Annotated in this window: 10 protein-coding genes; 3 read left to right on the forward strand and 7 right to left on the reverse strand. The window is 71.4% G+C overall.

The features are described 5' to 3' along the window. Positions 1–48: 48 nt before the first annotated feature. Positions 49–2,259 (reverse strand): phosphate acetyltransferase, encoded by a 2,211-nt coding sequence (pta, locus tag ACFV6H_RS01580; RefSeq protein WP_385537215.1) that lies wholly within the window; start codon positions 2,257–2,259, stop codon positions 49–51. 490 nt (positions 2,260–2,749) lie between these two features. On the opposite strand from pta, the gene ACFV6H_RS01585 reads away from it, so the two are divergent. Beyond that, positions 2,750–3,775 (forward strand): ATP-dependent 6-phosphofructokinase, encoded by a 1,026-nt coding sequence (locus ACFV6H_RS01585; RefSeq protein WP_066947516.1) that lies wholly within the window; start codon positions 2,750–2,752, stop codon positions 3,773–3,775. Between the two features lie 69 nt (positions 3,776–3,844). Here ACFV6H_RS01585 and ACFV6H_RS01590 read toward each other — a convergent pair whose 3' ends face one another. Together ACFV6H_RS01590 and ACFV6H_RS01595 are read right to left on the reverse strand one after the other, a co-directional pair. Then, positions 3,845–4,555: a response regulator gene (locus ACFV6H_RS01590; protein ID WP_385537219.1), complete on the reverse strand. Its 711-nt coding sequence runs from the start codon at positions 4,553–4,555 to the stop codon at positions 3,845–3,847. Beyond that, positions 4,552–6,264 carry an ATP-binding protein gene (locus tag ACFV6H_RS01595; protein WP_385537222.1) on the reverse strand — a complete coding sequence of 571 codons (1,713 nt, stop codon included), beginning with the start codon at positions 6,262–6,264 and terminating at the stop codon, positions 4,552–4,554. Before ACFV6H_RS01595 ends, ACFV6H_RS01590 begins: the two co-directional genes overlap by 4 nt. Positions 6,265–6,399: 135 nt before the next feature. On the opposite strand from ACFV6H_RS01595, the gene ACFV6H_RS01600 reads away from it, so the two are divergent. Together ACFV6H_RS01600 and ACFV6H_RS01605 are read left to right on the forward strand one after the other, a co-directional pair. Then, the gene (locus ACFV6H_RS01600) at positions 6,400–7,767 is read left to right on the forward strand and encodes a cation:dicarboxylate symporter family transporter (protein ID WP_385537225.1); all 1,368 of its coding nucleotides are present in this window, start codon (positions 6,400–6,402) and stop codon (positions 7,765–7,767) included. Between the two features lie 195 nt (positions 7,768–7,962). Then, on the forward strand, positions 7,963–8,088 hold the full coding sequence (locus ACFV6H_RS01605; protein ID WP_384975808.1) for a hypothetical protein: 126 nt from the start codon (positions 7,963–7,965) through the stop codon (positions 8,086–8,088). Positions 8,089–8,119: 31 nt separating this feature from the next. On the opposite strand, the gene ACFV6H_RS01610 is transcribed toward ACFV6H_RS01605, so the two are convergent. The 4 genes from ACFV6H_RS01610 to ACFV6H_RS01625 form a co-directional block, all read right to left on the reverse strand. Next, the gene (locus ACFV6H_RS01610) at positions 8,120–10,012 is read right to left on the reverse strand and encodes an ATP-binding cassette domain-containing protein (protein ID WP_384975806.1); all 1,893 of its coding nucleotides are present in this window, start codon (positions 10,010–10,012) and stop codon (positions 8,120–8,122) included. Positions 10,013–10,188: 176 nt separating this feature from the next. Further along, a complete protein-coding gene (locus ACFV6H_RS01615) occupies positions 10,189–10,605 on the reverse strand; it encodes a lasso peptide biosynthesis B2 protein (protein ID WP_384975804.1) in 417 nt (138 codons plus the stop codon). Further along, on the reverse strand, positions 10,602–10,898 hold the full coding sequence (locus ACFV6H_RS01620) for a PqqD family protein (protein WP_384975802.1): 297 nt from the start codon (positions 10,896–10,898) through the stop codon (positions 10,602–10,604). The genes ACFV6H_RS01615 and ACFV6H_RS01620 overlap by 4 nt, the downstream gene beginning before the upstream one ends. Then, positions 10,892–12,637 (reverse strand): asparagine synthase-related protein, encoded by a 1,746-nt coding sequence (locus ACFV6H_RS01625; protein ID WP_385537232.1) that lies wholly within the window; start codon positions 12,635–12,637, stop codon positions 10,892–10,894. The genes ACFV6H_RS01620 and ACFV6H_RS01625 overlap by 7 nt, the downstream gene beginning before the upstream one ends. Positions 12,638–12,707 lie beyond the last annotated feature (70 nt).

The following is a 12,707-nucleotide window of genomic DNA, read 5'->3' on the forward strand; positions in this document are numbered from 1 at the left end:
TGCGTAGGGGAGTGGATACGGGAACGGATATGGGAGAGGCAGGCCCGCTCACGCGGGCTCGCCCTGTGCGCCGTACGAGGTCTGTGTGCCTTGCGCACCCTGTGTGCCCTGTACGCCCTGCGCCTGGATCGCCGTGATCGCCACCGTATTGACGATGTCCTGCACCAGCGCGCCGCGCGACAGGTCGTTGACCGGCTTGCGCAGCCCTTGGAGCACCGGGCCCACGGCCACGGCGCCCGCCGAGCGCTGCACCGCCTTGTAGGTGTTGTTGCCCGTGTTCAGATCCGGGAAGATCAGCACCGTCGCCCGGCCCGCCACCTCCGACTCCGGCAGCTTGGTCGCCGCGACGGACGGCTCGACCGCCGCGTCGTACTGGATCGGCCCTTCGATCAGCAGATCCGGCCGGGCCGCGCGCACCAGCTTCGTCGCCTCGCGCACCTTGTCGACATCGGCTCCGGAGCCCGAGGTGCCGGTGGAGTACGAGAGCATCGCGATGCGCGGCTCGACGCCGAACCGGGCCGCGGTGGCCGCCGACTGGACCGCGATATCGGCGAGCTGCTCCGCGTCCGGATCCGGATTGACCGCGCAGTCGCCGTACACCAGCACCTTGTCGGCGAGGCACATGAAGAAGACCGACGAGACGATCGACGCGTCTCCCTGAGATCCCAGGGCTCCCTGCACGCCCTGGGCTCCCAGCGCGCCCTGAGCTTCTTGAGCTCCCTGAGCACCTTGAGCCCGGCGCGTCTTGATGATCTCGAAGGCGGGCCGGATCGTCGCCGCCGTGGAGTGCACCGCTCCCGACACCATGCCGTCGGCCAGCCCTTCCCGCACCATCAGCGTGCCGAAGTAGTTCGGGTCCGCCACGACATCGTGGGCCAGCTCCACCGTCACGCCCTTGTGGGCGCGCAGCTCCGCGTACCGCTCGGCGAAGCGCTGCCGCAGCTCGGAGGCGTTCGGATCGATGAGCTGGGTGGCACCGAGATCGATACCGAGGTCGGCCGCCTTCTTCCGGATCAGACCGGTGTCGCCGAGGAGCGTCAGCTCGCACACATCGCGGCGCAGCAGTACGTCGGCGGCGCGCAGGACACGTTCCTCCGCGCCCTCCGGCAGGACCACCCGGCGACGGTGGGCACGGGCCTGCTCCAGCAGCTCGTGCTCGAACATCATCGGTGTCACCCGGCCGCTGCGGGCCACCGAGAGCCGGTCCAGCAGCGCCGCCGTGTCCACATGGCGCTCGAACAGACCGAGCGCGGTCTCCGCCTTGCGCGGTGTGTCGGCGTTCAACTTCCCTTCCAGACCGAAGAGTTCGGCCGCCGTGGGAAAGGAACGGCCCGGCACCGAGATCACCGGGGTGCCGGGCGCGAGCCGCGCGGCCAGGGTCAGTACGGAGTCGTCCGGCCGTTCGTCCAGGGTGAGCAGCACTCCCGCTATCGGCGGCGTACCGGCCGAGTGCGCGGCGAGCGCGCCCACCACCAGATCGGCGCGGTCGCCGGGCGTGACCACCATGCAGCCCGGAGTCAGCGCGCGCAGGAAGTTCGGCAGCATCGCGCCGCCGAAGACAAAGTCCAGCGCGTCCCTTGCCAGGCCCGCGTCATCGCCGAGCAGCACCGTGCCGCCCAGGGCCTGGGTGATCTGGGCGACGGTCGGCGCGGCGAGCGCCGGTTCGTCCGGCAGTACGTAACAGGGCACCGGCAGCGTCGCCGCCAGCCGCTCCGCGATCGCCGCCCGGTCCTCGGCGGCGACCCGGTTGACGACCATGGCCAGCACATCGCAGCCCAGCACCTCGTAGGCGCGGTGGGCATTGCGCGCCTCGGCCCGTACGGACTCGGCGCTCTGGCCCTTGCCGCCCACCACCGGGATCACGGACGCGCCGAACTCGTTGGCGAGCCGGGCGTTGAGCGACAGCTCGTCGGGCAGCTGGGTGGCCGCGAAGTCCGTGCCCAGGACGAGCACGAACTCGTACTCCCGCGCCACCCGGTGGAAGCGGTCGACCAGCCGTGAGACCAGCTCGTCGGTGCCGCGCTCGGCCTGGAGCGCGGACGCCTCGTGGTAGTCGAGCCCGTAGACCGCCGCCGGGTCCTGTGACAGCCGGTAACGGGCCCGCAGCAGCTCGAAGAGCCGGTCGGGACCGTCGTGGACCAGTGGCCGGAAGACTCCCACCCGGTCCACCTGGCGGCTCAGCAGCTCCATGACGCCCAGCTCCACGACCTGACGGCCGTCCCCTCGGTCGATCCCGGTCACGTACACGCTGCGTGTCACGCGCTCTCCCGTCCTGCTCGTGTCTGGCCCTGCTTGTATCCGGCCTGCTTGTGCCTGGTCTGCTCGTGCCCGCTCGTGCCCGGCCCTGCTCGTATCTGGCCTGCTCGTGTGATGAACAGCTCGTTCCCGTCGGGGCGGCAATGCCCCCTTGACAATACCTCCGAGGGTGGTTACGCAGCCGGGGCGTGCAATGGCATACAGCGGCATACAGGCAGGTGTACGGGCAGGCGGCGCAAGAGGGCGCACGGCAGGGCGTACAGGCAGGTGTACGGGCGTACACGGCGTGGTGTACGAACCGTTCGCCGGCGCGGTCGACCGCACCGCCGACAGCGGGACCACCCGGCGCGTGACGCCGGTCACCCGTGGGAGGATCGAATCGGCACAGGCTCACCCGTGGAGGACAGTGGATCCGGTAGCCCTGTCCTCCGGAGAAGCCGGTAGCCCTGTCCTCCGGAGAAGTACGGCACTAGCGAGCAGGAGACACAGCACGATGCGTATCGGAGTTCTCACCGCAGGCGGCGACTGTCCCGGCCTGAACGCAGTGATCCGGTCGGTCGTGCACCGGGCCCTGACCGGATACGGCGACGAAGTCATCGGATTCGAGGACGGTTTCAAGGGCCTGCTCGACGGCCACTTCCGTCCGCTCGACCTCAACGCGGTCAGCGGCATCCTGGCCCGCGGCGGTACGATCCTGGGCTCGGCCAGGCTGGAGCGCGGCCGGCTGCGCGAAGCCGCCGAGAACTGCGCCGAGTTGGCCCAGCGCTACGGCATCGACGCGCTCATCCCGATCGGCGGCGAGGGCACGCTGACCGCGGCCCGGCTGCTCTCGGACGCCGGGATGCCCGTCGTCGGCGTTCCCAAGACCATCGACAACGACATCTACTCGACCGACCGCACCTTCGGTTTCGACACCGCCGTCACGGTCGCCACCGAGGCGATCGACCGGCTCAAGACCACCGCCGAGTCACACCAGCGGGTGATGGTCGTGGAGGTCATGGGACGGCACGCGGGCTGGATCGCGCTGGAGTCCGGGATGGCGGGCGGCGCGCACGGCATCTGTCTGCCCGAGCGGCCCTTCGAGGTCGACAGCCTGGTGAAGATGGTCGAGGCGAGGTTCTCGCGCGGGAAGAAGTTCGCGGTGATCTGTGTCGCCGAGGGCGCGCATCCGGCCGAGGGCTCGATGGAGTACGGCAAGGGCGAGATCGACCAGTTCGGCCACGAGCGCTTCCAGGGCATCGGCAACCGGCTCGCGGCGGAGCTGGAGCGCCGGATGGGCAAGGAGGCCAGGCCGGTGATCCTGGGCCATGTCCAGCGCGGCGGCACACCGACGGCGTACGACAGGGTGCTCGCGACCAGGTTCGGCTGGCACGCGGTGGAGGCCGTGCACCGCGGCGAGTTCGGCGGTATGACGGCGCTGAAGGGCACGGCGGTGGAGATGGTGCCGCTGGCGGAGGCCGTGACACAGCTCAAGACGGTCCCGGAGAACCGGATGTTCGAGGCGGAGAGCGTCTTCTGAGCCTTCGCTGCTGAATCGGGACCGGAGCCGGTCGCCGCTCAGGGCGTTTCCGGGCTTGGGCTCCTGGGCTCAGTGGGACGCGGAGAGCCAGCGGTACTGCAACTCCGGGCGCCCGACCTGCCCGTACTGCGGACTGCGCACCGCGCGCCCGTTGGTGACGAGATGTTCGAGATAGCGGCGCGCGGTGATCCGTGAGATCCCGACTCTGACACCGGCCTCGGCGGCGGTCAGTCCGGTGGGAGACTCGCGGAGCGTACGGGTCACCGACTCCAGCGTCGGCGCGCTCAGCCCTTTGGGCAGCGAGGACGGCTGCGGCGCCCGCAGCGCGCCCAGCGCCCGGTCCACCTCCTCCTGGCCGCTGGCCTCTCCGGCCGCCGCCCGGAACTCCGCGTACCGGGTGAGCCGGTCACGCAGGGTGGCGAAGGTGAACGGTTTCAGGACGTACTGGACGACACCGAGCGAGACGCCCTCCCGCACCACCGCGAGATCGCGCGCCGAGGTCACGGCGATGACATCCGCGTGGTGTCCGCCGGCCCGCAGCGCGCGCAGGAGTTGGAGGCCGTGTCCGTCGGGTAGGTAGAGGTCGAGCAGGATCAGATCGATGTCCGTACGCTCCAGCAGCCGGGCGGCCTCGGCGCGGGAGTGGGCGACGCCCGCGACGGTGAAGCCGGTCACACGGGCGACATAGAGCTGATGGGCGTCGGCGGCGACCGGATCGTCCTCGACCACCAGCACCCGGATCGGACCGCGCACGGCCGGACCACCCGCCTCGGGGCTCACCGGGCCGCCTCCGCGTCGGCGGGTGATGTGGGGTCTGTACGAGGAGACGGGATGGCATCCGTACCAGCGGGCCGCGCCGTATCCGTACCGGCCGACGACGGCACCGTACCCGCACTGCCCGGCCCGCCCGGCCGCCTTCCCAGCGGCAGCCGTACGGTGAACTCCGCGCCGCCCTCCGCGCCTCGTGCCAGCTCCACCGTTCCCTGCGCGCGGTGCACGGCCTGCCGTACCAGCGCCAGACCGAGCCCGCGCCCAGGACCGCGTGTCGACCAGCCGCGCCGGAACACCTCCTCCATGTCCTCGGGATCGACGCCGTCGCCCGTGTCCCGTACACCGAGGAGCAGTTCACCGCCGTTGACCAGTGCCGTCACCGTCACCCGCGCGCCCTCGCCGCCCTGCGCCGCGTCCACGGCGTTGTCGATCAGATTGCCCAGGATCGTCACCAGATCACGCGGCGCGAGCGCCGTTGGCAGTACGCCGTCGTCGATACGGCTGTCCTCCGCGAGCACCAGCTCCACGCCGCGTTCGTTCGCCTGGGCCGCCTTCCCGAGCAGCAGCGCCGCCAGCACCGGCTCACCGACCGCGCCCACCACCCGGTCGGTGAGTGCCTGGGCCAGCTCCAGCTCCGCCGTGGCGAACTCCACCGCCTGCTCCACCCGGCCCAGTTCGATCAGTGAGACGACGGTGTGGAGCCGGTTGGCGGCCTCGTGCGCCTGTGAGCGCAGCGCCTGCGTGAATCCGCGCTCCGAGTCCAACTCCCCGGACAGCGCCTGGAGTTCGGTGTGGTCGCGCAGCGTGATGACCGTACCGCGCCGCTCTCCGCCCACCACCGGCTGAGTGTTGACCACCACGATCCGGTCGGCGGTCATATGCACCTCGTCCACCCGTGGCCCGGAGGCGAGCAGCGCGCCGGTGAGCGGCGCGGGCAGTCCCAGCTCGGCGACCGGGCGGCCCACGGCGGAGTCGTCAAGGCCGAGCAACTCCCGGCCGGCGTCGTTCATCAGGGCGATCCTGCGCCTGCCGTCGAGCATCAGCAATCCCTCGCGTACGGCGTGCAGCGCGGCCTGGTGGTAGTCGTGCATCCGGCTCAGCTCGGCCGCGTTCATCCCATGGGTGTGCCTGCGCAGCCGGGCGTTGATGACATAGGTGCCGAGACCGCCGAGCACCAGCGCCGCGCCCGCCACCCACGCCAGCACCTTGACCTGCCGCGTCACCTCGGAGGAGATCCGGTCCACGGTGATGCCCACGCTCACCAGCCCGGTGATCCGCCCGTTGTCCCGTACGGGCGTGACCGCGCGGATCGAGGGACCGAGCGTCCCGGTGTAGGTCTCGGTGAAGGTCTCGCCGCGCAGCGCCGGCGCCGTACGGCCCAGAAAGGGCATACCGATCTGGGCCGGATCCGGATGTGTCCAGCGGATGCCGTCCGGATTCATGATCGTGATGAAGTCGATCCCGGTGTCGTGCCGGACCCGTTCCGCGTACGGCTGGAGCAGCGCGGTCGGATCGGGCGTACGGATCGCTTCCCGTACAGAGGGCGAATCGGCCAGCGCGTACGCCGTGGCCAGAACCTGCTTGCGTGCGGTCTCGTCCGCGTGGGCACGACCTGTGATGTACGCGAACAGCGCGCATCCCGCCACGACCGCCGCCACCAGCACCACCTGCATGGCGAAGAGCTGGGTGGCGAGGCTGCGCGGACGGGGCAGATGCATGGGGCAAGTCTGCATTGCCGCATTCACATGAACGAAATGAACGTAACCGTGACCGGGGTCACATGCTGATGGATAGTCGCCGGGACCCCTCGGACAGGGACGGGGGAATCGCACGGAACGAGTCAAGGAGGACCCGTGGCCGCAGCCGCCCGTCGGGACCGCACCCATTATCTGTACATAGCGGTTATCGCCGCCGTCGCACTCGGCATTCTGGTGGGCTTCACGGCTCCCGGTGTGGCCGTCGAGCTGAAGCCGATCGGTACCGGCTTCGTCAATCTCATCAAGATGATGATCTCGCCCGTGATCTTCTGCACGATCGTGCTGGGCGTCGGATCGGTCAGGAAGGCCGCGAAGGTCGGTGCCGTCGGCGGACTCGCCCTCGGTTACTTCATGGTGATGTCGACCGTCGCGCTGGCCATCGGCCTGGTCGTCGGCAACATCCTGGAGCCCGGCTCCGGTCTGCACCTCACCGAGGCCACCCGTGGCGCGGGCGCGGCCCAGGCGGAGGGCGCGAGCGAGTCCACCGCGGACTTCCTGCTCGGCATCATCCCGACGACGATGGTCTCGGCCTTCACCGAGGGCCAGGTGCTCCAGACGCTGCTGGTCGCGCTGCTGGCGGGCTTCGCGCTCCAGGCGATGGGCTCGGCGGGCGAACCGGTGCTGCGTGGCATCGGGCATATCCAGCGGCTGGTCTTCCGGATGCTCGCGATGATCATGTGGGCCGCGCCGGTCGGCGCGTTCGGCGCGATCGCGGCGGTGGTCGGTGAGACGGGCGTCGACGCGCTGAAGTCGCTGGCGATCATCATGGTCGGCTTCTACATCACCTGTGCGATCTTCGTCTTCGTCATCCTGGGCCTGCTGCTGAGGCTGATCGCGGGTGTGAACATTCTCTCGCTGCTCAAGTACCTCGGCCGTGAGTTCCTGCTGATCCTCTCGACGTCCTCCTCGGAGTCGGCGCTGCCGCGGCTCATCGCGAAGATGGAGCACCTGGGCATCAGCAAGCCCGTCGTCGGTATCACCGTGCCGACCGGCTACTCCTTCAACCTGGACGGTACGGCCATCTATCTGACGATGGCCTCGCTCTTCATCGCCGAGGGCATGGGCGATCCGCTCTCGATCGGTGAGCAGATCTCGCTGCTGCTGTTCATGATCATCGCGTCCAAGGGCGCGGCGGGCGTCACCGGTGCGGGCCTGGCCACCCTGGCGGGCGGCCTCCAGTCCCACCGGCCCGAACTGGTCGACGGCGTGGGCCTGATCGTCGGTATCGACCGCTTCATGAGCGAGGCCCGCGCGCTGACGAACTTCGCGGGGAACGCGGTGGCGACGGTCCTGGTCGGCACGTGGACGAAGGAGATCGACAAGGAGCGGGTGGACGAGGTCCTGGCGGGCCGGATCCCGTTCGACGAGAAGACGCTGCTGGACGACGGCCACGGTGCGCCTCCGGCGACGACGCCGGGACCGCGGCCGGAGCCGGAGCCGGAGAAGACGACGGCGGCGATCTGACCGCGGCCTCAACGATGCCCCGGCCGGGGCCCTCCCCCCAACCCCGGCCTTCCCAGAGACCGGCCCGCACGGAGAGCTTCCGTCCGGGCCGGTCTTTATTTCCGCGCCTGCGCGCCTGACGGCGCGGGGCCGGTCCGGTGCACTGCGGGGGCCGGGCGGTGCAGCGGGTACCAGCTCGACCATCGCGACGGTTCGATGTCCTGCACCCGCGGACTCGGCTGCCCCGACGTGGCCCTGCCGTACCGGGGATGGAAGGACTGCACGGCCGACGAGAGCTGCGACGCCTGCGCGGGCCGGATCACCTGGGTCTGCGGCAGCTGAAGGCCCGGCCGAGACCAGTCCCCTGACCGGATCAGCCCCGGTCTTCCTGCAACTTGAGCATCTCGAAGAAGCCCCCGGCCTGGTCGATCAACTCCTCGTACGTACCACTCTCGGAGACGCGGCCCTGGTCGAGGACGATGATGCGGTCAGCGAGGCGGGTGTTGGCCAGGCGGTGAGTGATGAAGACAGTCGCCCGCCCAGCGGCGAGCGACCTGAGCCGCATGTAAATCCGGTGCTCGGCGCGGGCGTCGAGCGCGGCGGTCGGCTCGTCCATCACGAGCACGGGAGCGTCGCGGTGGAAGGCTCGGGCGACCGCGATGCGCTGCCACTGCCCGCCGGACAGGTCGTGCCCTCCCCACCAGGAGCGGGCCAGGGAGGTGTCCAGCCCGTGCGGCAGGTTGACGATGACGCTGTCGGCGCCTGCTGCCTCGGCCGCGGCGCGCACGGCGGCGTCGCCGTCGGGGCGGGGCTGGCCGAGGGTGATGTTCTCCCGGGCTGCCAGCGGCCAGCGGGTGTAGTCCTGCGGCACGAGCGCCACCTTGGCCAGCACCCCGGCCGGGTCGGCCTCGGCCAGGTCCACGCCGTCCCACCGCACCGACCCCGCCGTTGGGAGGAACAGGCCGGTAAGCACGCGGGCGAGGGTGCTCTTGCCCGCGCCGTTCTCGCCCACCAGGGCGATGACCTCGCCCCGCTTGAGATCCAGGCTGACGCCGTCGAGCGCGGGCTGGTCGGCGCCTGGGTAGGTGAAAGAGACGTTCCGGGCGGTGATCACCTGAGGTCCGTCCTCGGCGACCTCTGCCGAACCGCGGCGGGCCGCCCACAGCTTGGCCACCGCCAGGAAGCGGGCCCAGTCGTCCAAGGCGAGGGAGGTGCGGAAGAGCCGGGCCCCTGCCCGGACCGTGGTGGCCAGCGCGGTGCCGGAAGTCCGTACGGCCAGGGCGGCGGTCCCCGCCGCGGCGAGCTCCATGCGGCCGGTAGCCACAAGGAGCACGAGCACACCCCAGGTAGCGGCGGTGCCAACCGCGGTGAGTGCGTCACCGATCCCCTGCACCACCAGAGCCTGCCGGGTGGCCTTGAGCTGCTCGGCCTCCAGGCGGCCGGAGACGATCCGGTACTGCCGGATGAGGAACCCGGCCATAGTGCCCGCGCGGACCTCGTCGGCGGTGTTCCGCTCGGTTGTGTACGAGCGGAAGACGTTGCGGAGCCGGGAGTCGGCGAGGTTGCGGTGGTGGGCGGCGTGCTCGATCCGCGCCCCGCGCACCGCGCCCCAGGCGCACGGGATGACGGAGGCGAGGAGCAGGGGCAGCATCACGGGGTGCAGGACGGTGACGACCGTCGCGGCGGCGGCCATCCGGGCTGCGGCGGAGGTCAGCAGCTGGGCGTCGAGGATGAGGTCGCCGGTCTTCTCCGCGCCGTCGGAGGCGGCGGCGTGGGTGTCCTCGAAGTCCGGGTCCTCATATGCCACCAGCTCGGCGGCGGTCGCCGCGGTGATGACCTCAAGGTCCGCTTCGCGTACAGCCTTGGGTGCGAGCCGGGCGGCGGACGCGCGGGCTGCGGCGTCCAGCAGGTAGCGGCCGGACGCCACGAGGGCGAGGATCACCACGGCGGTCAGGTTCTCGCGCAGGCCGGCGGCAATGTTGCCTCCGGTGAAGACGGCGGCCAGCACGCGGGTGGTGGCCGCGAGCGCGGTCGCAGTGAGGGCGGCGGCACCGATCTGGCAGGTCAGCAGGGCCAGCACGGCCTGGCGGTCGGTGCGCCAGCCGAGCCGGGCCGCCTCGGCGAGGGTGTGTGGCAGACGGCGCGCTATGGCCCAGGTGGACAGGTTGACGCTCGCCTTGAAGTGCCGGTCGGAGGCCAGGCGCATGACCGGCGGCTGGCCTGCGGCGACGGGCGGCGGGGATACGGAAGAACTCACGAGCCCCATCAGGGAGCTGAACGAGGCGGCTGGGCAACGGGATTGTTCCGGCAGACCCGCGTCGCCGCTGGTCGACCGGCCCCTACCGTCGGCCACCCCGTGCGGTTTTCATCCGATCGAGTGAGGCCGTGGTCCGGGGCGGGGAGGCTCGGGCCAGCCCCGGACCACGGCAGCCCAAGGCCCCTCTATGGCTCGGCGAGGACCGGCATCCAGGGCCGGTCCGCGGCGTCGCCGATGTCCCGGCCGACCGCGCCCTCGGGGACCTCCGCCCAGGCGTGTGCGGCGTGGGGCATGAAGCGGGCGCCGTGTACCCAGCGGGCTCGGCGGCCGGTGAGGGCGGTCGCGATGACGGTGGCGAGACTGATTTCGGCGCACGCGATCCGGCCCGGCCACCACGAGGGAATCACGGCCTGCACCGCGGTGTAGAGGGCTTCGAGGTGGGCCAGGCGCGCGTACGGCAGGCCGCGCAGCAGCCGCACGGCGGCGAGCTTCCAGCGCAGCGGCAACGGACTCACGGCCAGGGAGAGGGTGAGCGCGGCGGAGGCCACCAGCCGGTCGCGCCATGGAACGGTGGGCCGGGCGGTGGGGACCATGACTGTCATCGACGCCACCACCTTCGCCGTGCTCGCCGGGGCCGGGCGGTGTCGACGAGCACGCCGGCGGCCACCAGTTCGTCGACGAACGCGGCAATCTGACTGCTGACCTGCTGTGGGTCCTGGCCGGTGGGGATGGCGATCTCCTCGGCGAGCCCGGCGGTGCCACCACGGACGGTGATCGCGTGCCAGATCCGGGAGGCGTCCTGATCGAGCATCAGCCACGTCTCCCGCTTCACGTCGATCACCGCCGTGCCGTCCGGCCCCGTGTTGTGGTGAACGTGGCGGGCGGGGATCAGCACGCTGCCACCTCCCTCCTGGTTGTCTGGCCACTCAGCCACCAGCACGTCACGATCAACTGGTGCAGGTCGGCGATCACCGTGGCGCTCTGTCCCTGGGCCGCCTGAGCTAGCGAGGTACGGACGGCCGCGGGGTCGATCAGCCCACCGGCCGCGAGCGGACTGGAAGCGGTCAGCTCGTCGAGCCGATCCCGGTGCCGGGCGAGTCCGGCAATGCGCTGGGCGGTGAACGACCCCTTCGACCGGCGGGAGGTCAGCCAGTCCGGGAGTTCGGGCAGTGCGGCCCGTAGCAGCGGCTTGTAGGCGACCAGCCCGCGCCGGGCAAGGGCCGGCACGGCGAAGGCGGCGTGGACAACCTGATTGTCCAGGTACGGATACACCGGCCGGATGCCAAGGGCGTGACCGTATGGGGCCCATCCGCGGGCCGAGGCGCCCACCGATCGCAGGGCGGCCCACTGGTCGAACTCGTCCGCCAGCTCGGTCTGCTGGTCACCGGCGGCCTGCCGCAGCAGGGCTGCGACCTGGTGGCGGCCGTAGCCGGTCAGCCAGGACGCTCCGACCCCCAGGCGGCACCACGACCAGCCGGCCACAGCGGCCTCCGGGGTGATGGGCCCGCGCTCCAGGGCCTGTGCCGCGCGTTCCAGGGAGTCGGCCCGGCCGAGGGCGGCGGCCTCTTTCAGGGCCTTCCAGTACGGGCCCGGTGCGGTGTTGCGGAGCCGGGCGAACGCCACGACCTGGCGGTGGGCCTCGCGGCGTCGGCCGTCCTGGAGAAGCCGCACCCAGCAGGAGCTGGAGGCGTCCAGCACGATGTCCCCGCCGTGCCCGGTCAGGTGCAGCGGCAGCCCGCGCACCGGGTGCAGATACGAGGTGTCCATGGCGTACATCGCCGCCTCCAGCACCGGCTCCACCCCCGTCGGCTGCCCGGCCGGAAAGGAGAACGGCAACTGCTCGTCGGCACCAAGGTCGACCGTGTGCGCGATCCCGGTGTGCTCGGCCACGCGGGAAGCGAACGCCATGTCCTCGCCGCTGGTGTACCCGTCCGTGTACGTCACCGCGTGCACGGTCCCGGCGTCGGCGGCCAGCACGACGGCCGCCGAGGAGTCCAGCCCGCCGGACAGGTCCGCCCCCACCACCCCGTCGGCGGCACGGACCCGGTGCTGGACAGCCTCAGTGAGCACCTGCCCGAACCGGTCGGCACCCTCGCGGAGCTCGTCTACCGGCTCGACGCCGGAGACGTCGAGAAGCTGCGGCGGCGCCCCCGGCGCGAGCAGCATCCCGAACCCGCCGGGCACCAGCCGGATCTCCTCGTACGGGCTGTGGTGCGGCCAGTGGTGCTCGCCCACCGTCAGCCGGGCCGCAAGCCACGGCAGATCCGGCACCAGCGGACGCCCCAGGAGGCGGGCATCGGTCGCCCACGCAGCCTCGTCGCCGCGCAGCGTGTAGTAGACGGCCCGGATACCGGCCAGGTCGCCGCACACGAACCGCTGCCGCCCGTCACTCGCGACCACCCAGTACGAGCCTGGCCACCGGGTCAGCTCGCCCCACCGGCCCGCCCGTACGACCGGGAGGGCGGCGTGCAGCTCCTGCTCGGTCACCGGGCAGTCGCCCACGGCCGCGAGGGCGACCGGCCCTTCGACGACCGCCTGTACCCGCGTGCCCGGAGCCCGGCGGACGTCGCCGAGCCCGTCGATTGTCAATCCGTCCACGGCGGCACTGCCGCCGGTCATCCACTCCCGTTCCATCCGTTCGCCTCCCCTTTGCCCTGTGACGCGCCCGGGGACCGGCTGTACGACGGCCGGCCCCCGGGGTGCT

The organism is Streptomyces sp. NPDC059743 (assembly GCF_042732975.1).
Classification (GTDB): Bacteria; Actinomycetota; Actinomycetes; order Streptomycetales; family Streptomycetaceae; genus Streptomyces.